Source organism: Proteus sp. PR00208 (assembly GCF_016238545.1).
Taxonomy (GTDB): domain Bacteria; phylum Pseudomonadota; class Gammaproteobacteria; order Enterobacterales; family Enterobacteriaceae; genus Proteus.
Genome location: NZ_JAEHQE010000001.1, coordinates 162,302 through 183,081 on the forward strand (window position 1 = coordinate 162,302; position 20,780 = coordinate 183,081).

A 20,780-nucleotide genomic window follows, 5' to 3' on the forward strand; every position below is an offset into this window, starting at 1 on the left:
CGCCTCGTTATCATCCAAGTTAGGCATTTGGCTTTAAGCCTTATTATTTGCCCTTGGTTAAATTATTGTTAGGAATCCAATGCTTTCATCAAATGATGATCCCGAAAAATGGGATTTAAAGCATAACCTTAACGACATAAAGTCTACAATGAACTTAAAAAGTTACAAGTAATCCTTTAAAATTCGACTTAAAATTTTAAAAAGATCCGTCTTATTCCACAATGGGAAAGATTCTGTATTTTTGTTGAATTTCTTGTAACTATATGATTTAGGTTATAAATACTTTTGACTTATCTTAAATGACACAAGGGTGTTTTGAGTATTAGGAAAACTCTTAAATTTCACTAATGGTAGTGAATTGAATGAATTTTTACGGAATTCAAATGTCGTTTAGATGTATTAGTACTTTCTAAATGGATATTTGAATTAACTTGCTGTCGCATAATAAACCCAAGGGTTTTTCCTTTACTTGCAGCAGATTCTAATCGTTTCATCTCTTCTGACGATATTTCTGGTAACCAACCGAGTACTACACTGTAATTACCACTCATCAGTGCTTTTTCCATTAAATCAACAGTAGTTATCATATTTATATGATTTAACTGGATTATTTTGTTAAGTGGTAATCCTGCGTTTTTTAACCAAGTACGATTTAGTTTTTGTTGTGGGTTTAGCCACAATAACCAACGCGATTCATTGCTATACTGTTTCAGTAATGGCAAAAGGATGTGATTAATGACGAGCGGGTTTTGGTAGAGAAGTTCACTCACCATACCTTGTTTATTATTACTATCGTAAGTCGCCACTGTTGAAGGGATAGATAGAGGTAATACCTCATTTGAGATCTCTTGGAGAATGGCGTTCTGTCTTGTCGGAGATGATGTTGAGAGTTTCATATTTACCTCGTTCCATATGTACTGTATGAATATACAGTATCTCTATATTTCGCTTAAATCAAGCTCATTTTTTTGAAAGTTCCTCTCAAATTTTATGTAAATCTCTATTTTTAAGTCGTCAACTATTGGCAATATAAAGGAAATTCTTTATTGTCCTTCTTGTTATGTTTATGCATGTTTTTGAATTCAAAGATAAAATTTAATCTTAAAGTATGTGTTGGAGTTTCAATGTTATTTTTACCTGAGCAAAGGAAGGCTCATTTATTATCGCGTATTGCGCAATATGGAGAGTTAACAACAAAGTCTCAATTTGGTGGTGTTAGCTTAATGATTGATGATGTTATGTTTGCTATCACGTCAGATAATGAGTTTTATTTAAAAGGAAGTGGCTTTTTAGAAACTCTTTATAAGGCAACAAAAATGAGTTCCTATACTTATTTGAAAAAAGGAATTCCTATCATATTGCGTTATTACCATATAACGGATTCACTATGGAAAAATCAGCAAAAATTAGATCAATATATTGATATGTCATATCACTACAGCATTCAAGAATATTTAGGACAACGAAAAAAGCCTTGCAGAATAAAAGACTTACCTAATCTAGGTGTGATATTAGAAAAAAGGTTGAATCAAATTGGCATTAATCAAGTTGAAGAACTGCGTTTAATCGGTGCTAAAGCGTGTTATCTAAAATTAATGCATAGCCACAATTTGAGAAATAGTGAACTTTTACTTTCATTGGCAGGAGCTATCGTTGGGTGCCATCGTTCTGTATTACCTAGTCAACTTAAAATGGAGTTATTAGATTGGTACAACGAATTATCTTTTCAATAAGATAAAAGTAATGACCGTTATTTTCTCTAATGTACTTATGGCAATTAGAGAAAATAACGTCAATATGGGACTAAACTTGGGGTTTAGGTAGGCTGTTTGATTCGCTTTGCTCAATAATTTGGATACAACTAATAATTTGTGGCAGCAAATCCAATAGTAATCGGATTTGAGTGAGTACTAATTGAATGCGAGGATTATCTGCATTAGGTAATAGGTTGATCCTTTCAATTAATTCTACATGAGATTGCTTAAATCCTTCGTCTTGTGGCGTTTTGCGACGTAAAGCAGAATCGATATAACAAACCGTATCATTAAGCAATGTAAGTACATTCTCATCTTCTATTTTTGAACGATGAACGCCAAGTGCAGAAATATAACTGAGTAAAGTGTGATTTAAGCAAAGCAACTGGAAAGCCACTTCTTGGGATGCTTGATAACTTTTTGGCTCTGATGACATGTTTGAGATCAATGATGCTAATTCACCATCACTGCTATGAGCATTTCGACGAGCAATTCGATAACTCAAGCTATTATTTTTTCCTTGGTAATATTGAATAAGGATGGCGTCAAGATAATAGCAGTTATTCGTCATTGTTTTTTGAATAACAACGGGCAGTTGACGGAATTTCCAATCAGGCCAAATAAAGCTAACAGCAAACCATGCTATGGCACAGCCAATTAAGGTATCGATAATACGAGGAAGGGCAACATCATAACCTTCACCAAGCAAATTGAAGCTTAATAAAACCAATAAAGTAATAAATAGTGTGGCATGTGCATATTGTATGGTTCTAAATGCGAAAAAGAGCGTACCCGTTATCACAATTAAAACAAGTTGCCCTTCAATTGAAGGAACAAAATATAAAATAGGGAAGCCAATTAAAATACCAATAATAGTACCACTTACTCGTAAGGTAAGACGTCGGCGAGTGGCATTGTAGTTAGGTTGGCAAACAAACAGACTGGTGAGTAATATCCAATAACCTCTGTCTAATTGGAAGAATTGAATAATGGCATAGCCAATGCATAAAACGAGTGACATCCTAACGGCATGTCTAAAAAGCGCCGATTTAGGTGTAAGGTGTTCTTTTATTCTTAGTGCAATATCGCGCCATCCAGTTAAACCATCATCAGAAAGTTGCGTTTCTTCCTTTTGGTCGTGGGATATTTGGTATTGCTCTGTACTAATACTTCGTAAAAGCGCATCAATACCTTGAAGATTTTGCAGTAAATTATTTAAAGGCGTTATTAATTGTGGCTCTGAAGTCGTATTTTTTAAATGATTTAGTGCATTCTCTAAATAATTTATAGCACGTTCTAATGAAGGGTTATGCTGATATTTTTTATGCCAAAGAATAGATTGTGCAACTTGTTCACAAGCTCGTGCCTGCATAGAAAGCAAACGTTGAAAACGAAATAACACATCGCTATGTCGCAATTCATTACTTAATAGTTGGTATTGAACATGCGACGAACTTGCTCGCTCATGAATATCTTGAGCAACAAAATAGTAATGAAGAGTGAAACGGCTACTACGTTGGCCTCTATCACCTTTTAATCGACTTAATAATGTAACTTTAGTTTGGTTCATCGTGTCAATTAATTGGCTATTTGCCATTGCTAAATTATAAAGCGAATGTTGATAGTCATCTTCGATATCAGGATCAAATAATGTCGCTTTAGCTTCGAGGTAAGTGGCAAGTTGTTGGTAGCAACGAGTTAAATTGTCCTGAACTGGGCGAATTGGGAATAATAAGTGACCAACTAATGTTAATGAGTTATACCAAATAGCGCCTAACAGTAGTAAAACGGGTTGTTCATACCATTCAGGGAAAATAGGCATACCGAGCATAGTATAAATTGCGATTAATAAAGCACCAAACGCAATGGTTGCGTACCGTTGGCCTAAAGCGCCTAATAAAATAAATCCCCAAGTAGAAATGGCTAAACCACAAAAGAATAAAATAGGATATGGGTAAAGTAATCCTATTGATGCTGAAGCAAGAAGAAAACAGCATAAAGTGATAACAAGGTTTTTTAAACGGCCAACAAGCCTATCATCTAAGTCAGTTAATGCTGCCGCAACTACCCCTAAAGTTAGCGGAATTGTGTATTTAGGCTCTTGCCCTAAGATCCAAGGAAACAAAGTCGTTCCTGTAAGCGCGATTATTATGCGAATATAATATAAAAAGTGGCTATTATAGATAAATCGGCGGGCGCCATTTAGCAAAGTGAACACAAAAAGCCCTTAAATAAACAAGATGAAGATAATTACCTCTTAGAATATAGGGTTTATCACCGATTAAAAAGAGCTTAACAACAGACTATTTGTTATTTATTGCAGGAATTACGTATGGAACTGAAATCCACCCCGATGGGACAACGTTTAGCACAGCATCCTTATAATAGAGTCAAATTGTTAAATGCTGGTATTGAAGTCAGTGGTGAAAAACATCAGTATTTAATTCCTTTTAACGAATTGATTAATATTCTCTGTAAAAAAGGAATTGTGTGGGGGGAATTAGAATTTTTATTGCCTGAAGATAAAGTTGTTCGATTGCATGGAACAGACTGGGAAGAAACTCAGCAGTTTTATCGTTATCTTTATCAATCATGGCAAAATTGGAGTAAAGAAATGAGCGAAATAAGTGCTCAGGTGCTTGAAAAGCAACTCCATAATATTAATGAAATCACTCAATCAAATAGATGGATAAAAAAGTCTAAGCTTGTTGAGATCCAACAATCTATCAAAGAAAGCTTTTCTGCTATTCCCCTTCCTCTTGAACGCCTTACTCAATTTGATAATTGCCATACTCTTTATCAGCAATGTTTAGAATGGTTAAAGCAAGGTGACGCACTTATTAATAAAGAAAATTCTGCATGGGTAACTCAAATATTAAATGAGTATGCGGAATTTTTTAATACGATTGAATCATCGCCATTAAATGAATCGCAGTGTCGTGCTGTGATTAATGGTGAAGAAAATACTCTTGTTCTTGCTGGTGCGGGCAGTGGTAAAACATCAGTATTAGTCGCAAGAGCAGGCTGGTTATTACGTCGTCAATTAGCACAGCCAGATCAAATCTTATTACTTGCTTTCGGTCGTAAAGCCGCACAAGAAATGAATGAAAGACTTTCTAGTCGTTTAAATGCCGATATTATGGCAAAAACGTTCCATGCACTGGCATTATCCGTTATTCAACAAGCGACTAAAAAACAACCCAAAATTAGTGAGCTTGAAATAAATAGTGAAAAAAGAAGAGCGCTATTATTAGGTGAGTGGCGAGAGCAGTGCCAACAGAAAAAAGCACAAGCAAAAGGGTGGCGAGAGTGGTTATCTCAGGAGTTAGAGTGGGATATTCCTGATGGTGAGTTTTGGCATGATAAAAAATTAGAAAACCAAGTTGCCGTAAGATTAGAGCGTTGGATTGGTTTATTAAGGATGCAAGGCGGTAGCCAAAAATCTCTGATTGAAAGTGTACAACCCGAATATACAGAAGCCTTTAAAAAGTATTTAAAATTATTATCTCCATTATTAAAAGCTTGGAAAACTGCATTAAAAGAGGAAGATGCGATCGATTTTTCGGGCTTATTACATCAAGCTATCAATCTTATTGAAAAAGGGCGTTTTATTAGTCCTTGGAAACATATTCTCGTTGATGAATTCCAAGATATTTCTCCATTAAGAGCTTCATTATTAACTGCATTAAAACAGCAAAATAAACAAACATCTCTATTTGCAGTAGGAGACGATTGGCAAGCCATTTATCGTTTTAGTGGCGCAGAATTATTATTAACGACTTCTTTCCATCACTCTTTTGGTGAAGGTGCTGAATGTGCATTAGATACGACTTATCGTTTTAATGACACGATAGGAAATGTTGCCAATACGTTTATTCAACAAAATCCAGCTCAATTATCTAAGCCTTTAAATAGTTTAGTGAAAGGTAATAAAAAGTCAGTTGTGCTGTTATCTGATGATCAACTTGAAAATCTATTAAATAAAATGAGTGGTTATGTAGAAGAAAATGAAACTATCCTTTTACTCGCTCGTTATCACTATTTAAAACCAGAATTATTAAAAAAAGCGAAAACACGTTGGCCTAAATTAGATCTACAGTTTATGACTTTTCATGCTTCAAAAGGGCAACAAGCGGATTACGTTATTATTTTAGGTTTACAAGAAGGCAAAGATGCTTTTCCAGCACCAGCAAGAGAATCGATTATTGAATTGGCATTACTGCCTAGTGTTGAAGATTATCCTAATGCAGAGGAGCGACGCTTAATGTATGTCGCTTTAACAAGAGCAAAAAAACAAGTATGGCTATTATTTAATAAACAACAGCCATCTTGTTTTGTTTCAGAACTAAAATCTCAAGGTGTGCCTATACAGCGAAAACCTTAGGATTATTTTAATCTCTCTTTTAAATAACCCTCATAATCTGGAATTTTAATTGTAGATTCTTGTGAAAAGAGAGGTGATGAAATTAAAAAATTCGCAGTTGCACGATTTGTTGCAACTGGGATGTTCCAAACTGTAGCTAAGCGTAGAAGAGCTTTAACATCGGGATCGTGCGGAACAGCATTTAATGGATCCCAAAAGAAAATCATAATATCAATTTTCTTTTCAGCGATCATTGCACCTATTTGTTGGTCGCCACCCATAGGACCACTTAGCATTTGAGTAACAGTAAGGCCAGTGTGGTGATTAATTAAATTACCGGTAGTTCCTGTTGCAAATAACTTGTGTAGAGACAGTTGTTCACGATTATTTTCAACCCATTCCAGTAATGAGCTTTTACAGTGATCATGGGCAACAAGCGCGATATTTTTTTCTTTTAAGAGCGTGCGGTCAATTTGTTCCATTTGATACCTTTAAAAATAAATATAGTAATTATTCCAGTTTTCAAAATACCTTTTTTTTATCTTAGAAGCTATGAACAGATCAAGATACTATGATGTATCATAATATTTTCAATCTTCATGATGAACGGAGTAGATAAATGGTGGATTCAGACATTTATGACATTTTAAGAAGCGTTAAAACCATTGCGCTTGTTGGTGCGAGTAATAAAGAAGATCGCCCAAGCTATAAAGTCATGAAATTCCTATTAGAACAAGGCTATGATGTTATTCCTGTCAATCCAGGTATGTCAGGGCAGACCTTATTGGGGCAACCATGCTATGCCTCATTAAAAGATATTCCTGTTGCTATTGATATGGTTGATGTTTTTCGTCAATCTGACGTAGCATTAGAAATTGCGCAAGAAGCCATTGAAATTAATGCCAAAGTATTATGGTTACAGATTGGTGTTATTAATGAAGATGCTAAAAATTTAGCCGAAGATGCAGGGTTACGTGTGGTAATGGATCGTTGTCCTAAAAAAGAAATTGAAGCACATGGTCTTCCTTGGTAATACGCTAAAATAAAATCGCCGAAAACAAATTCGGCGATTATCATTTCATTCAGATTACTGGTTATGTAGATTAATTGGGTTAATTTCTTAATCGTGGTGCCTGTAATTGGCTACGAATTGACTGTGATAACTCATCTAATGAGTCATTATCTAAGTGTTCATCTGAAACTTCATAGGTTATCTGCGCTTCAGCAAGATAAGTATGAACAGGTTGTCCTTCATCATCTTCCATCACAACATGGTACCAAGGTGCTGCTCGCAAGGTCACATTAGATGCAATATCATCCTCATTAGGTTGATCAAGGGAATATTCAGCATCCACATCGACAACAACGCCTAAGTAGCCGAGTAATTTATGTCTAACCTGCTGTCCTATCCCAAATTTGCTGGCGGTCATCATAGTATCACCTCCATATAGCCTTGCTTATTGGTTACATATATGAGGTCACAAAGTGAAATTTCAAGGGTTTGAAAAAATATAATCCTTTGCTTTCATTATGAATAAAAAACCTCACAAAATCAGATTATCTATTGTATAAAGAAAAGACAATAACCTAGACAGAATTTTTATTTGAAGAGGGTTACTAGAAGGGTATATGAAAATCGGTAGAGAATATATTATTCAAGGGCGTGTTCAAGGTGTTGGTTTTCGTTTTTTTACTTATCAGTGGATGAAAAAACAGCCAATAACAGGGTATGTTTGGAATCGTGATGATGGTAGCGTGGGAGTAAAGGTTTTTGCGGAAGAAAATGTATTAAAAGAATTTGAAGATTGGTTAGAAGCTGGTGGCCCAAGAAGTGCCAAAATTACATTTTGGTCAGCGACATCTTGTGAATATGAACCAATGGCAGACTTTTCAATCCGCCATTATGAGTAATACTATTTTAATGATCTTTTATCGAAAGATAATATTAAATACATTTAACGGGTTTTGGTAAACCAGCAAGTTTTGTCGCTTGTTTTGCAGGGCCTTTAGGAAACAAACGATAAAGATAACGGCTATTTCCTTTTTCATCGCCATATTTTTGTGCAAGCGCTTTTACTAACATCCGAATAGCAGGGGAGGTATTAAATTCTAAATAAAACTGGCGAACAAAACGGATAATCTCCCAATGTTGTTCTGTAAGCTCAATTTCCTCTAGTTCAGCTAATGTTGGAACCATATCTTCATTCCACTCATTGCTATTTTTTAAATAACCGTGACTATCTGTCTCGATTTCTTTTCCGTTAAATACAAACATGTGCGTAGCAACCAATCAAAAATAATACCGCTAATTTAGCAAAAATAAGGAAAATACCCAAGTAGAACCCATAAATCGTTGATAAATTAAGCCATTGACTTGTAATGCGTTTAATTTTACGGCAAACAGTACAATAAGGGCTTTACAACATAAGCCTAGGTGTTTATATTGCTCCCCATTGCGGAGGGGTGGCCGAGCGGCTGAAGGCAGCGGTCTTGAAAACCGCCGATGGGAAACTATCCGAGAGTTCGAATCTCTCCTCCTGCCATCTCAACATCTCCTAGCGTCTCCTGAAGTCTCCCAATTCCAGTAAAATCAAACCTTCGTACTAAATCATTGTCTCCTGAAGTCTCTTGAAAGAACCACCATTGTTGGTAAAACCAAAATGGGTAATAAGATGCTAAAAGCTTTAGAAGATCTAACTGAAATAGTCAGCTAAATTTCTGCGTGTATGATATATCATTCATCACTTGCTACCCTTATTATAATGTTCCGTGACCTTTGTTTTATAACAAACTTAGATGCCGCTCTATTAAGGCTAATTCATTTAATAGTCAGATAAAGATGATTTCTTATTGATGATGTTAATGATAATTGTTAGCATTAACTCTCTATTATGGAGAGTATACTATGAAAAATAAATATCACCTGCTAGCAATATCTCTTTCAGCATTACTTCCTTTTACCGCATCAGCTACAACATATCCAGTTACTATTACTGATACAGATGGGCAAAAAATAACGTTAAAACATGAACCAAAACGCATTATATTACAAGATGGTAGAGATATTTTAACGCTAGCTTTGCTTGATAGAAATAATCCGTTTGAAAGGGTTGTAGCATGGAATAATAATCTAAAAAAATCGGACCCACAGACAGTTTCTTTATTAGAACAGAAATGGAAATCTAATATAAATGCAATCCCTGATATGGGGTTTAATGACAAAGGTGAGGTTAATGCAGAGCAAGTTATTGCGCAACAGCCTGATGTTCTGATTGCTCAACTAAGAGCAAAACCCGCATTAGAAGGATCAGGTGTTGTCAGTATTTTAAAAGAGGCCAATATTCCTATTATTTATGTTGATACTTTCTTAGAGCCAGTCAAAAATACGAAAGAAAGTGTTGAACTTCTTGGTATCATTTTAAATAAAGAGAATGAAGCTAAAGAATATACAGATTTTTATCAACAACACCTAGATAATATTAAAAATAAAACTCAAGAAATTAAAAATAAACCAAGTGTATTTGTAGAAGCAAAGGCTGGAGCTAATGGTGATGGGTGCTGCTTTACACATAATAATGCAGGTTGGGGTGGTTTGATTCAAGCTGTTGGTGGTGACAATATTGGTAGTCATTTCTTACCAGGAGCCTCGGGTGTTATTTCTTTAGAACAAGTTATTAGCACTAAACCTGATGTATATATTGTAACGGGATCTCGCTGGATTAATAAAAATAATATTTCTGCACCATTTGGTTATGGGGTATCTAACAAAGAGGCTCAAGAAGGTTTCAAACGATTGAAGAGTCGAATTGGATTTAATCAAATCACTGCGGTTAAAAATGAACGATTATATGGTATATATCATAATTTCTATAATCATCCATATAACATCGTTGGCTTAGAGTATTTAGCAACCTTTATTTATCCTGAACAATTTGCTGAATTAAAGCCAGAAAATACTTATAAAGAGATAATAGAAAAATATACCACATTACCCAACGCTGAATTTCTTTGGGCAGCAAAAGCAGATAAATAAAAATTCAAGTTATAGCCCTTTTTTTAAGGGCTTTCTATCTTCATTTACATTTCGAACAATCAGAGTATCTACTTTTGATTCGTGATAAAAAACACCTAATGATAGCTCAAAAGGTGTTTTCGAGTAATTATTGACGTGCAGTAATGCGTTTCTCTTTACGATTAAACCAATTTTCACGCAATTTATCGTAACTAAGATTAAATGCATATGTATAAAAAAGGAAAAAGGCAAAGAAGCCGACTTCCAATAAGAATGCGTTCCACAGTGACATATTTAATAAAAATGCCAATATTGGTAAACCAATGATCACAAAACTTAATTCAAATCCAATGGCATGCATGACTCGTATTTTTGTTGGTCTTGAGCCTTTGATTAAAGGCCAATAGCGGTCAAAAATCATGTTATAAAATAAATTCAATAACATAGCTAATGTTGATAAAACAATAGCAACGGTTCCCATTTGAAAAATTGAGCGACCCAAAATCCATGCACTAAGTGGCGCTGTTATTGTGATGGCTATCACTTCAAATGAAACAGCGTGAAAAACGCGCTCAGTAAATGTTTTTTGATATTGGCTCATATCCCACCTCAAATTAATTGTTTAGCAAAAAAACAGATGCAATTATTAGTGATTTTTTGTATATATACAAAATAGGAGCCATCGAAAAAACCGATACCATAATGAACTATTCCATAGAAACTTTGCGTACATTTGTTGAAGCCGCATCACTGAAATCATTTTCTGCTGCTGCTCGAAAATTAAATAAAAGTCAGTCTACAGTGAGTAGCACAATTACAGGATTTGAAGATGATATGGGCTTTGAATTATTTGAACGAAAGGGGAGAGAATCAACGCTAACCTTTGCAGGGAAAAAAGTACTAAGCTTAGTTGAAGATATATTAGCGGCAGATGAACGATTACAGGCATTAAGAATAGAGCTATCACCAGAAATGGAGCCTCGTTTAAGTTGCGTTTTTTCTGATATGTATCAACCCCCTTATTCTGAGCAACTCTTAAAAATTCTAGATAAAGAATTTCCTCATATTGAGTTTGAGTTTCTTGTCGCTGAAAATGATGATGTCATTAATATGCTACAAAATAATCAGGCACATATCGGTATGATGGAATCACGAATAGAATATCCAGCCGATATTGCTTTTGCCCGTTTACCCGTAAGTGGTGAGTTAGGATTATATGCACATAAAACTCACCCACTTGCGAAAGAAAAGCAAATTAGCTATCAACATTTAACCATGCATCGTCAATTACGGCTAAGTAGTCGTGCTCAATTTGTCATCAATAGTGAAAAAAATTGGCTGGCACCTAACTATTTATTGATACTTGAAATGGCAGAGCAAGAAATGGGATGGGCAATATTACCCACTTGGTTAGTTGAGCAATTTGGGCATGACTTACTAGTCAGTCTGAATTATGACCAGTTTCCGAAAAAAATAGATATCGATTTAGTTTGGTCGAGAAATAATCCACCAGGAAAAGCAGGATATTGGATGATTGATAAATTGTTGAAAAATAATATTCAATCTTCTCGATAAAAATTAGGGAATCAATCACCTTCATTAGCAATAATGAAGGTGATATTAGTTCATTATTATCTTAATAATATTGACTTACCAACCACAGACATTTGTTTCTTCATCCATATCATAACCACGTACAATATTGATAAGATCTTTTACCATTAGGCTCGACATCTCGGCATCTAATAAATCAGCCCAAAAGCTTTCTTTATTGACAGAAACACCATTATTTTTATTTGTTAATGCTAAGGTAAGTTCTTGCGAATCAATATTTACTTTACTTTTTAACTCATCAACTAAGAGTAAAACTTCTTGAGTTGCAACATCTGGAATATACAGAATTTTAGGATTAAGAAAGATTTTTTGGGATTTATTTCGGCCATCAGCACTAATCAATTCTAATAAATAGCCTTTGTTTTCATTTTCCATAATCAACCTTTTAACCTTCAGCAAGTATTTTAGGATCGACATAAAAATCGACGTTAAAAACAGTATCTTGAGTTTTAGCTTCTATTTTGTGCCACGTCTCTGGTGGAAATACACCAAATTCACCGGCATTAATCACTAGAGTTTCTGTTGGCTCAGAGCTGAATTCATCTGCATAGGCGTAATAAATAATCGTACCTTGCATGACCGATAATTTAGGATAAACCCCTTGGCGAGTTCCTTTATCTAAATGTCTTTCCCAAATTGATTTAGGGGCAGTGTCTTTCGTCCAAAGTGGCGTAGCACGTACATGAATATAGTGAGTAGGGATAATAATTCTTTCCATTTTACCGCCCTAGAAAACGTGAATAGATTGATTTTTATACTTTTTATCTTGATTAAAAAGAAAAATCGCAGTTGATAACGTAGTAAATTATTATGCGTTAAATAAAATCTACCTCTTATAATGAGGTATTTCAAATGCAATTTAATAAGAATATACAACGATATTATTCATTTTTTATCTAAGATATTGTTTTATTTTGTTAAATTAATTTTTAATATTTAAACTATTTTTTATTTTAAGCCTATTTTTTAGGCTGCAAACACGGTTTTTCGTGGGAATTTACTCATCAACATAGTTTCTTTGTTCTATAATTGATCAAGTCTAGGATATTAATATTTAATTCATTATTTAACATAATTGAGATATCACTATGGAATTAAAGGATTATTACGCCATTATGGGTGTTAAATCTACGGATGATATTAAAACGATTAAGACAGCTTATCGTCGTTTAGCAAAAAAATATCATCCTGACGTGAGTAAAGAACCTGATGCAGAAGAGCGTTTTAAAGAAATTGCTCAAGCATGGGAAATATTAGGTGATGAGCAACGTAGAGCAGAATACGATGAACTTTGGGCACATCGCAACGATCCTAAATTTAGACAATTTACGCAACAGCAATCAAATACAAATCAAGAACGTTTTAACCAAGAAGATTTTGACGATTTTTATGCTTCATTTTTTGGTCAACATTCTCCCTTTGAAGGGCGTCGAGCTCAACAGGCGCCTAAACAGCGTGGGCATGATTTAGAAATAGAATTAGCTGTTTTTCTGGAAGAATCACAGGAAGAGCATAAGCGCACAATAAATTACCACTTACCTGTTTATAATGTCTTTGGTATTTTGGAAAAAGAAATTCCTAAAACACTGAATGTTAAAATTCCCGCAGGTGTTATTGATGGGCAACGTATACGCTTAAAAGGGCAAGGTACTTCGGGTGAAAATGGAGGCGAAAATGGTGATTTATGGTTAACTATTCGTATTGCACCTCATCCTCTATTTGATATTAAAGGCCATGATTTAGAAATAGTTGTTCCTGTAGCCCCTTGGGAAGCTGCATTAGGTGCAAAAATTCCTATACCTACAATAAAAGAAAAAATCTTGTTAACTATTCCGGCGGGAAGTCAGGCAGGACAAAAGCTACGTATTAAGGGAAAAGGGTTAGTTAGCAAAAAGGTCAGCGGTGATTTATATGCAATTTTAAAAATTGTGATGCCACCTAAACCCGATGAAAAGATACGCGAATTATGGCAACAAATTGCAGATAGCCAGACCGATTATAATCCACGTAAAGACTGGGAGAATAAATAATGGGTCAATTAACAACAACAGTATTTACTGTCACTGAGTTTTGTCATCATACGGGAATATCAAATGATGAGCTCAAAGAGTTTGTAGCACTTGGTGTGATCGAACCGCTAGAAATTGAAACTCAGGAGTGGTTTTTCGATGATAATGCTATTGTGGTGACACATCGTGCATTAAAACTTCATAAAGAACTCGCATTAGATTGGCATGGTATCGCCATAGCACTGACTTTATTAGATGAAAATGAACAGTTAAAACAAGAAAATAAGCAATTACGTCAGCAGTTAATGCGTTTTATAAATGAATAAAGATCAATAAAATAGCCACTAAATGAGTTAAAGATTTTTAGTGGCTATTTTTATGCCACAGTTTTATTGTTAACTCACTACTTTAAAACACTTTATTTATTGATTTTAATAATTATTTTCCCTCCTTGGCCTTCTCTAATTTCTAAAACTACCATGCTATATAAATGAACAAAATAGCGATGTGATCACACATATACCCATAATCATTAGGTTATTATTATCATAATAAAAAAATTATTGAATGCTGCATTTTTCATAAGATATTTATCTTTCGTAAGGGAAAAATAATGAAGTCGATCCAAACCAATAAATTAATAGAATGGCGTAGAACGTTTCACCAGTTTCCAGAAATTGGCTGGACTGAATTTGTAACGACAGGCACGATCATCAGCATATTGAGAGAGATGAATATTGAGGTAAAAACGGGGCCTCATATTATTTGTCGAGAAAGCATTTTAGGTAGAGATGAAAAATTAGTTAATGAAGCTATTAAAATAGCTGAAGAAAAAGGGATCAGCACCGAGTTATTAGTTGAAATGGATGGTTTAACAGGGTGTATAGCAATTATTGATACAGAAATTCCGGGGCCTACATTTACTTTTCGTTTCGATATTGATTGTGTTTATGTCCAAGAGTCAAATGATGATTCTCATCTACCTAATAAGCAGGGATTTGCTTCATGTCGCTCTGGATTAATGCATGCATGTGGTCATGATGGGCACACTGCGGTAGGACTTGGCTTAGCACATTGGTTAAAACAGAATATTCACGCTTTACGTGGGAAATATAAATTAATATTCCAACCCGCAGAAGAAGGAGTGAGAGGTGCAAGAGCAATCAGTGATAGTGGAATATTAGATGATACCGATTATTTTATGGGGATGCATATTGGATGTAATTTGAAAAAAGGTGAAATAGCACTCGATCCTTTTGATTTCCTTTGTACTACTAAATTAGATATTTCTTTAAAAGGTAAAGCCTCTGATGCCACGGATGAGCCTGAAAAAGGAAATAATGCTTTAGCTGGGGCATGTTTTTTAGTTAATGAAATATTAGCCATACCAAGACATGGTAAAGGTATGACAAGAGTGAATGTTGGCACTTTAATTGCGGGTGAAAATCGTAGCCTTATTCCCAGTTCCGCGAAAATGCAATTAGAAGTTCGAGGACAAGATGCCGAAATAACGCAATATTTGTTTGATAATATAAAAAGATATGTCGATGCTGCCGCAGTTGCTTATCAATTAGACACAAAAATAGAAATTACTGGTGAAGCAACAAACTTCAGAAATGATCCTGAAATGATAAACATCATGCAAGGTGCTATTAATTCACACCCAGAATTAGTCAATATCACATTACCTTTAGGGGGAAGTGAGGATGTTTCATTAATGGTAAGAAGAGTACAAGAGAAAGGGGGAAAAGCGATATTCTTTTTGGTGGGTGCCGACCAAAGTGATGGGCATCATAAAGAAAAATTTGATATCGATGAAGAAGCACTTTCCATCGGCTTAACACTTTTTACTGAAGGTATCCTCTCTATCCTTAATATGTAAAAATAATAAGAAGGTCTATTCTATTTACCTATATTACATAGAATAAGACCTTAATGTTTATTTAATTGGAGTTGAAAATAAAGAGGCTTCTGGTTGATGCTCTTTAATAAACTCAATATAGAGCTGTGTCTCATGCTCGGTTTTTTTCGAGGTGAAAAAAAAGATATTACTCGTAATAGTGGGTGTGAATTCTCGATAAACAATATCTTCTGTTTCAATAATAGGAAATGAATTAATTAAACTCACTCCTAACCCATTTTTTACAAATGTCATTGCTGTGTTTTGATCAGAAACTTCAGCAATAATATTGGGCTTAGATTTTGATTTATTGAGTGCTCGATCAATAACTGTACGGCCAATATTATTTTTAACTAAAGCAATAAAAGATTGTTCATGTAAATCATCAGGTGTAATGATATTTTTTGTGCATAGCTCATGTGCTTTAGGGATTGCACAAATAATTTGAGTTTCTCTCATCGGAATTTGAATCAAATTATAATTGCTATTAATGGTCATATTATCAGTAATAACAATATCAGCTTGTTCTTTTGCAATTAAAGAAAGTAGTTGCTCACTTCTAGATATTTCTAAGTGGACATTAATTTGATATGTTTTGATAAACAGAGCAGTGACCTGATTGATAAAACCATAGGCTAATGTTGGTGGAACTAGAATTCTTAGACTCCGTTTTTTTTCTTGATGATGAAAATGGCTTAATCGGCTGAAAGATTCAGCGATATTGGCGATTTCTTCATAAAGCAATAAGGCATCAGAGTTTGGTATTAATTTATTATTTTCACGAGTGAATAACTTTTTACCACAACGTTTCTCGATCTGATTTAATGTCTGGCTTACCGCTGGTTGAGAAATACCTAGCTGCTCAGCTGCATTAGTGACACTTCCCTGATCAATCACGGTTTGTATAATTTCAAGGTCACGTAAAGTTGCCCATCCTCCTGACCAAGAAGTTCTTTTTATATTAATTGCCATTGTGTTTTTTGTTTTAGTCAGTTTATCTTGTGTTAGATTATACAGTTAATAAGTTGATTATTAAATAATAGCGATGATAGAAAATTTATAGAGCAAAAAGATAAGGATAACTCATATAAAACCTCTTGTTAGGGTATTACAGATGCTTTTATTTATCGCAATATAAAACAATTAACAAAGGTTGTTATGGTATGCAATATATCGTTATTATCTTTAATATCAAAAACTGTTTTTATAAATAACGTAATTTTTAATCACATAATAAAAGGTTGTTAATAACAAATTATTTTTCTTTTTATTTGTATTTTAAATGAATCTTTTAATAAATCTTATTAATATTAATATGATGCATATAATTAATGTTTTTATTTTAAAATATAATGGTCATTGAGATATAAATCACGGAAACCCACGCTTTTTCATTGTTAATATTTTGCATCAAATTATCTATCTGGTTTTTTATTTTGACTCTAAAAAGATACTTAATTGATCTACAAATTATAAATAACAAGCAAATGGGGAGTTTTATGTCTTTATTCAAAAAGGGTATTATTGCCTTATCCGTTAATATTGCATTAGTTTCTTCAGCTTTAGCCTGTACAACGTTGTTAGCAGGAAGTGAAGCAACAAATGATGGTTCGTTGATTATTGCTCGTAGCGCAGATAGTGATGCATTAAAAGCACAACATTTTGTTATTCATCCTGCTAAAACGAATCAAACGGGTATTTACAGTACCAAAGAACATAACGGTGCTAATAATTTTACATATCCATTACCTAAGAATTCATTACGCTATACCACTGTACCGAATTGGAAAACACAACTTCACGGTGCAACAGGATTTAATGAACTGGGGGTGGGTGTCAGTGGTACTGAATCTATTTTTGCTTCACCTAAAGCACTCTCTTTTGATCCCTATGTTGAAGAAACTGGGATAACTGAAGATGATATTCCAGATGTCCTGCTTTCAAGAGCAAAAACAGCTCGTGAAGCCGTGGAATTATTAGGTAGTATTATTGAAAAGCAAGGTGCTGGCGAAGGATTTGGTGTTGCTGTTGTTGATAAAAATGAGCTTTGGTATTTAGAAACTGGAACTGGACATCATTGGATCGCACAAAAATTACCTAAAGATAAATACTTTGCAACAGGAAACCAAGGTCGATTACAACACTATGATATTAATAGTAATGATGTTTTAGGTTCTAAAAATCTCGTGGAATTTGCTGTTGAAAAAGGGCTTTATAATCCTGAAAAAGAAGGGGCATTTAATTTTTCAAAAGCTTATACACGAGATGACGAACGAGATCGTACTTATAATGATCCGCGAGTATGGATTATCCAGCAACAATTTAATCCATCATTAAAACAAGCTGTGGATGATGGTCGTAATTTCGCACCTTTATTAACACCAGAGAAAAAAGTATCTGTTGAAGAAGCTAAAGCGATGTTACGTAATCACTTTGAAGGAACAGAGCACGACCCATATACCAATGGATTAAATGGTAAAGAGCCATGGCGCCCAATTAGTGTATTTAGAACTTATGAAGCGCATGTCATGCAAGTCCGTCCAGAACTTCCTCAAGAAATAGGAGAAGTCACTTATGTAGGATTAGGTATGGCGGATTTAACTGCATTTGTTCCGTATTACAGTGGATTAAAAGCTTATCCGCAACATTATGGAATAGGAAGCAATCAAGCAGACAATGATTCTATTTACTGGAAATATCGTAAGTTACAAACATTAGTAATGACAGATTATCCAAAACTCGCACCAATAGTGAAAAAAGCTTATCAAGAGTGGGAAGCAAAAACTGCATTAGAGCAAAAAGAAATGGAAGCTAAATATCTCACTATGGTGAAAACAGATAAAGCTGGTGCAGATAAAATGCTTAATGAATTTAATCTACGAGTCATGGCAGATGCTGAAAAATTAACTGAAAACTTAATGAATGAATTGTTTACAGTAAGAACAAAAGATATTCAAGACGATATTTTCTTTGCTAATAAGTCTAAGAAAGATTGATAGAAGAGAAGTATTTTAGATATCTATTTTAATAGAAAGACCCCAATTTTATTGGGATCTTTTTTGTAGATAAAACTTATTAAAGAACAGGAATATAGTAGCTAATTTTTTGTAAGTATTGTTCACTTTGTTCAAGTAATTTATCGTAACTCATAGATTTTTTCAGCGTATATTGTTCAATATCAGGGCCAGGCCTACGTAATAAATTCATTTTTGGTAATACTTTAGTATATACCGTGTAAATAATATCATCGTAACCTGTTAATGAGTCTAAAATTTCACCCATATCAAAAGTAATTGCCAAGTAATTACCACTAGGTAATTCTAATTGTGACATTGACGATAGATTAGATGTTGTTGATAATTTTTCTTTATCAACAGCGGTACTATAAATGTACATCGTATCTTCTAATGTACTCGCAGATGCTCGATGCATTGCATATAGCTCTGTGGGTATTGTATGTACGTCCTTTAAAAATTTACGCCAAAATTCTTTTCTAAATTTTTTCTTGTCTGAATTCCACGTTGAAACAGGTTTGTTGTATTGGTGAGACATACCTACTAATTTTAGTGAAGGAAAGGTAACGACTTCATATTTAGCGCTAAGTTCAACAGTTTCTAGTGCAGGGAAAATCAGCTCACTAATATCCCAACCCGGCTTTTTTCTGTATTCGGAAGGCGTAATATTAAACTGTTTTTTAAATGCGCGACAAAATGTTTGTTGAGAGTCAAACCGATATTTCAATGAAATATCAAGCAGGCTACAACGCGTTATGCGTAAAGCATAAGCACCGCAAGATAAGCGGCGGGCGAGTATGTATTTTCCTAAAGATATTCCTGTATATGCTTTAAATAAACGCTGAAAATGCCATTTTGTATAACCTGATTTTTCAGCAACAATATCCAGTGACAAGCTTGAATCAAGATTTTGCTCAATCCAAACAATAATATCTTTAACAACATTCTCTTGAAGCATGAATATTCCTATTCTTTTTCTCTATCGATATTTTTCAATAAGATCGACTTAATTTATTGAACTACAATAAATTTATATGTTCTAGGATAGTAGCATATCGTATAGTGATAATTACACTGAATAAAGTAAAATAGACAGATATTAATGTAAAGTTATGTATTGTAATTTGTTTTAATTAAAATTAATTTTAATTAAAAGGTTGCATTTTAACTCACTCATCAATGATTGATGACTTTTTATTAAAGTTAATCTTAAATTAAAATATTCATATATATTTTTAGTCTTAAAAAAATGCGGAGGTATCCTATTTTATATTTAAAAGATAAAGCCTAGCCTAAATTCATTAGCAAAGTCTTACTTGGTTATTTTAGGAGATGTAAATGAATAAGTTGTTTTCTATTTCTGCTATTGCATTAGTTTCTTCATTAATAACAGCTCCTGCTTTGGCAGCTAAAACGGATACTTATAACTGTGAAGGCCAAAAAATCAGGGTTTCTTTCCCTACTGAACAGCTAGCTGTTATGTATTACAGCGATGAAATTATTGTTTTAAAAGAAGCTATTGCGGCTAGTGGTGCTCGTTATGTTGGTGAAAATTTCCAAATTTGGGGTAAAGGCAAAGGTGAGTTTAATTTAGCAACGATTTCAGAAGATGATGCAGTTAATGGACGTGTTGCTGAAGATAAAGGACGTACTTGTAAATTAGTAAAATAACGTAGAAATGAGTCATAAATAAAAAGAGAACAATTTTATTGTTCTCTTTTTTTATAAGAAAAAGATTAAATAAATATAGTAAAAATTGAAAATAAAAACGATTAGTATCGATAAAATAATAACGCATTTTTTATCACACAAATAAATTGGTCATAGGAAATAAATCAGTTATAAAGATAGTCTTATTGTGATTTTCGCTGTGGTGATCAATGGTAGGACTCTTACCTATTACGGCTAATTTGATTATACTAATAGAGAGTAGTATGAAATCTACTCATTTTTATTTTTTTTAAAACGAAAAATAAATTTAGGTTTATCCACTTATCTGCAACGAAACAAAATTTATTGCGAGTTTATATGAAATCTTACCCTTAGCTAGTCTCAACATTAATTTTTAAAAGCAAAACTTAAAAATAGACATTGCTGTGCAAATTGGCAGGTAA

At 33.9% G+C, this 20,780-nt stretch carries 21 protein-coding genes and 1 tRNA gene; 12 read left to right on the forward strand and 10 right to left on the reverse strand.

Annotated elements, in window-relative coordinates:
- Positions 1–344 precede the first annotated feature (344 nt).
- Complete coding sequence (gene sulA, locus JEP36_RS00655; protein WP_198629752.1) at positions 345–896, reverse strand: SOS-induced cell division inhibitor SulA; 552 nt, start codon at positions 894–896, stop codon at positions 345–347.
- Positions 897–1,124: 228 nt separating this feature from the next.
- On the opposite strand from sulA, the gene JEP36_RS00660 reads away from it, so the two are divergent.
- Complete coding sequence (locus tag JEP36_RS00660) at positions 1,125–1,733, forward strand: TfoX/Sxy family DNA transformation protein (RefSeq protein ID WP_109373553.1); 609 nt, start codon at positions 1,125–1,127, stop codon at positions 1,731–1,733.
- A 70-nt stretch (positions 1,734–1,803) separates the two neighbouring features.
- On the opposite strand, the gene yccS is transcribed toward JEP36_RS00660, so the two are convergent.
- Positions 1,804–3,972: a YccS family putative transporter gene (gene yccS, locus JEP36_RS00665; RefSeq protein WP_198620523.1), complete on the reverse strand. Its 2,169-nt coding sequence runs from the start codon at positions 3,970–3,972 to the stop codon at positions 1,804–1,806.
- Positions 3,973–4,086: 114 nt separating this feature from the next.
- On the opposite strand from yccS, the gene helD reads away from it, so the two are divergent.
- Positions 4,087–6,138: a DNA helicase IV gene (gene helD / locus JEP36_RS00670; protein WP_198629753.1), complete on the forward strand. Its 2,052-nt coding sequence runs from the start codon at positions 4,087–4,089 to the stop codon at positions 6,136–6,138.
- Between the two features lie 2 nt (positions 6,139–6,140).
- Here helD and JEP36_RS00675 read toward each other — a convergent pair whose 3' ends face one another.
- A complete protein-coding gene (locus JEP36_RS00675) occupies positions 6,141–6,599 on the reverse strand; it encodes a methylglyoxal synthase (protein WP_075673145.1) in 459 nt (152 codons plus the stop codon).
- Positions 6,600–6,736: 137 nt separating this feature from the next.
- Here JEP36_RS00675 and JEP36_RS00680 point away from each other — a divergent pair, with 137 nt between their 5' ends.
- Entirely contained in the window at positions 6,737–7,150 is a 414-nt protein-coding gene (locus JEP36_RS00680) for a CoA-binding protein (RefSeq protein ID WP_198629754.1), read from the forward strand.
- 79 nt (positions 7,151–7,229) lie between these two features.
- Here JEP36_RS00680 and hspQ read toward each other — a convergent pair whose 3' ends face one another.
- Positions 7,230–7,550, reverse strand: coding sequence for a heat shock protein HspQ (gene hspQ, locus JEP36_RS00685; protein WP_006537351.1), 321 nt, complete (start codon positions 7,548–7,550; stop codon positions 7,230–7,232).
- Positions 7,551–7,746: 196 nt separating this feature from the next.
- Here hspQ and JEP36_RS00690 point away from each other — a divergent pair, with 196 nt between their 5' ends.
- Positions 7,747–8,028, forward strand: a complete 282-nt coding sequence (locus JEP36_RS00690) for an acylphosphatase (RefSeq protein WP_198629755.1) — start codon at positions 7,747–7,749, stop codon at positions 8,026–8,028.
- A 34-nt stretch (positions 8,029–8,062) separates the two neighbouring features.
- Here the strand turns inward: JEP36_RS00690 and tusE are convergent, their stop codons facing one another.
- The gene (gene tusE, locus JEP36_RS00695) at positions 8,063–8,392 is read right to left on the reverse strand and encodes a sulfurtransferase TusE (RefSeq protein ID WP_023581360.1); all 330 of its coding nucleotides are present in this window, start codon (positions 8,390–8,392) and stop codon (positions 8,063–8,065) included.
- Between the two features lie 182 nt (positions 8,393–8,574).
- Between tusE and JEP36_RS00700 the strand changes: the two genes are divergently transcribed.
- Both JEP36_RS00700 and JEP36_RS00705 read left to right on the forward strand, forming a co-directional pair.
- Positions 8,575–8,660 (forward strand) — tRNA-Ser (locus tag JEP36_RS00700).
- Positions 8,661–9,022: 362 nt separating this feature from the next.
- Positions 9,023–10,150: an ABC transporter substrate-binding protein gene (locus JEP36_RS00705; RefSeq protein ID WP_198620685.1), complete on the forward strand. Its 1,128-nt coding sequence runs from the start codon at positions 9,023–9,025 to the stop codon at positions 10,148–10,150.
- A gap of 127 nt (positions 10,151–10,277) precedes the next feature.
- Here the strand turns inward: JEP36_RS00705 and JEP36_RS00710 are convergent, their stop codons facing one another.
- Positions 10,278–10,730 (reverse strand): multidrug/biocide efflux PACE transporter, encoded by a 453-nt coding sequence (locus tag JEP36_RS00710; RefSeq protein ID WP_198620684.1) that lies wholly within the window; start codon positions 10,728–10,730, stop codon positions 10,278–10,280.
- A 101-nt stretch (positions 10,731–10,831) separates the two neighbouring features.
- Between JEP36_RS00710 and JEP36_RS00715 the strand changes: the two genes are divergently transcribed.
- On the forward strand, positions 10,832–11,704 hold the full coding sequence (locus JEP36_RS00715; RefSeq protein WP_198626515.1) for a LysR family transcriptional regulator: 873 nt from the start codon (positions 10,832–10,834) through the stop codon (positions 11,702–11,704).
- A 75-nt stretch (positions 11,705–11,779) separates the two neighbouring features.
- Here the strand turns inward: JEP36_RS00715 and JEP36_RS00720 are convergent, their stop codons facing one another.
- Together JEP36_RS00720 and JEP36_RS00725 are read right to left on the reverse strand one after the other, a co-directional pair.
- Positions 11,780–12,118 carry a DUF1869 domain-containing protein gene (locus tag JEP36_RS00720; RefSeq protein ID WP_198626516.1) on the reverse strand — a complete coding sequence of 113 codons (339 nt, stop codon included), beginning with the start codon at positions 12,116–12,118 and terminating at the stop codon, positions 11,780–11,782.
- 10 nt (positions 12,119–12,128) lie between these two features.
- Positions 12,129–12,461, reverse strand: coding sequence for a DUF1971 domain-containing protein (locus JEP36_RS00725; protein ID WP_198629756.1), 333 nt, complete (start codon positions 12,459–12,461; stop codon positions 12,129–12,131).
- Between the two features lie 370 nt (positions 12,462–12,831).
- On the opposite strand from JEP36_RS00725, the gene cbpA reads away from it, so the two are divergent.
- From cbpA to JEP36_RS00740, 3 genes are all read left to right on the forward strand, one after another.
- Positions 12,832–13,773, forward strand: coding sequence for a curved DNA-binding protein (cbpA, locus tag JEP36_RS00730; protein ID WP_198629757.1), 942 nt, complete (start codon positions 12,832–12,834; stop codon positions 13,771–13,773).
- Positions 13,773–14,078, forward strand: a complete 306-nt coding sequence (gene cbpM, locus JEP36_RS00735; RefSeq protein WP_023581369.1) for a chaperone modulator CbpM — start codon at positions 13,773–13,775, stop codon at positions 14,076–14,078. Before cbpA ends, cbpM begins: the two co-directional genes overlap by 1 nt.
- A gap of 287 nt (positions 14,079–14,365) precedes the next feature.
- Positions 14,366–15,634 (forward strand): amidohydrolase, encoded by a 1,269-nt coding sequence (locus JEP36_RS00740; protein ID WP_198629758.1) that lies wholly within the window; start codon positions 14,366–14,368, stop codon positions 15,632–15,634.
- A gap of 57 nt (positions 15,635–15,691) precedes the next feature.
- Here the strand turns inward: JEP36_RS00740 and JEP36_RS00745 are convergent, their stop codons facing one another.
- Entirely contained in the window at positions 15,692–16,624 is a 933-nt protein-coding gene (locus tag JEP36_RS00745) for a LysR family transcriptional regulator (RefSeq protein ID WP_198626518.1), read from the reverse strand.
- Positions 16,625–17,151: 527 nt separating this feature from the next.
- Between JEP36_RS00745 and JEP36_RS00750 the strand changes: the two genes are divergently transcribed.
- Positions 17,152–18,648 carry a C69 family dipeptidase gene (locus JEP36_RS00750; protein ID WP_198620679.1) on the forward strand — a complete coding sequence of 499 codons (1,497 nt, stop codon included), beginning with the start codon at positions 17,152–17,154 and terminating at the stop codon, positions 18,646–18,648.
- 79 nt (positions 18,649–18,727) lie between these two features.
- On the opposite strand, the gene JEP36_RS00755 is transcribed toward JEP36_RS00750, so the two are convergent.
- Positions 18,728–19,624 carry an AraC family transcriptional regulator gene (locus tag JEP36_RS00755; RefSeq protein ID WP_198629759.1) on the reverse strand — a complete coding sequence of 299 codons (897 nt, stop codon included), beginning with the start codon at positions 19,622–19,624 and terminating at the stop codon, positions 18,728–18,730.
- Positions 19,625–20,004: 380 nt separating this feature from the next.
- On the opposite strand from JEP36_RS00755, the gene JEP36_RS00760 reads away from it, so the two are divergent.
- Complete coding sequence (locus JEP36_RS00760; RefSeq protein WP_196573675.1) at positions 20,005–20,337, forward strand: MliC family protein; 333 nt, start codon at positions 20,005–20,007, stop codon at positions 20,335–20,337.
- Positions 20,338–20,780 lie beyond the last annotated feature (443 nt).

Bases quoted from the DNA above. Each gene is read 5' to 3' on its own strand.
- JEP36_RS00760 (WP_196573675.1), top strand. From the start codon at position 20,005: ATGAATAAGTTGTTTTCTATTTCTGCTATTGCATTAGTTTCTTCATTA.
- JEP36_RS00715 (WP_198626515.1), top strand. From the start codon at position 10,832: ATGAACTATTCCATAGAAACTTTGCGTACATTTGTTGAAGCCGCATCA.
- JEP36_RS00755 (WP_198629759.1), bottom strand. From the start codon at position 19,624: ATGCTTCAAGAGAATGTTGTTAAAGATATTATTGTTTGGATTGAGCAA.
- JEP36_RS00680 (WP_198629754.1), top strand. From the start codon at position 6,737: ATGGTGGATTCAGACATTTATGACATTTTAAGAAGCGTTAAAACCATT.
- JEP36_RS00725 (WP_198629756.1), bottom strand. From the start codon at position 12,461: ATGGAAAGAATTATTATCCCTACTCACTATATTCATGTACGTGCTACG.
- JEP36_RS00750 (WP_198620679.1), top strand. From the start codon at position 17,152: ATGTCTTTATTCAAAAAGGGTATTATTGCCTTATCCGTTAATATTGCA.
- cbpM (WP_023581369.1), top strand. From the start codon at position 13,773: ATGGGTCAATTAACAACAACAGTATTTACTGTCACTGAGTTTTGTCAT.
- JEP36_RS00690 (WP_198629755.1), top strand. From the start codon at position 7,747: ATGAAAATCGGTAGAGAATATATTATTCAAGGGCGTGTTCAAGGTGTT.
- JEP36_RS00745 (WP_198626518.1), bottom strand. From the start codon at position 16,624: ATGGCAATTAATATAAAAAGAACTTCTTGGTCAGGAGGATGGGCAACT.
- hspQ (WP_006537351.1), bottom strand. From the start codon at position 7,550: ATGATGACCGCCAGCAAATTTGGGATAGGACAGCAGGTTAGACATAAA.
- JEP36_RS00705 (WP_198620685.1), top strand. From the start codon at position 9,023: ATGAAAAATAAATATCACCTGCTAGCAATATCTCTTTCAGCATTACTT.
- JEP36_RS00720 (WP_198626516.1), bottom strand. From the start codon at position 12,118: ATGGAAAATGAAAACAAAGGCTATTTATTAGAATTGATTAGTGCTGAT.
- cbpA (WP_198629757.1), top strand. From the start codon at position 12,832: ATGGAATTAAAGGATTATTACGCCATTATGGGTGTTAAATCTACGGAT.
- JEP36_RS00740 (WP_198629758.1), top strand. From the start codon at position 14,366: ATGAAGTCGATCCAAACCAATAAATTAATAGAATGGCGTAGAACGTTT.
- helD (WP_198629753.1), top strand. From the start codon at position 4,087: ATGGAACTGAAATCCACCCCGATGGGACAACGTTTAGCACAGCATCCT.
- tusE (WP_023581360.1), bottom strand. From the start codon at position 8,392: ATGTTTGTATTTAACGGAAAAGAAATCGAGACAGATAGTCACGGTTAT.
- sulA (WP_198629752.1), bottom strand. From the start codon at position 896: ATGAAACTCTCAACATCATCTCCGACAAGACAGAACGCCATTCTCCAA.
- JEP36_RS00660 (WP_109373553.1), top strand. From the start codon at position 1,125: ATGTTATTTTTACCTGAGCAAAGGAAGGCTCATTTATTATCGCGTATT.
- JEP36_RS00710 (WP_198620684.1), bottom strand. From the start codon at position 10,730: ATGAGCCAATATCAAAAAACATTTACTGAGCGCGTTTTTCACGCTGTT.
- JEP36_RS00675 (WP_075673145.1), bottom strand. From the start codon at position 6,599: ATGGAACAAATTGACCGCACGCTCTTAAAAGAAAAAAATATCGCGCTT.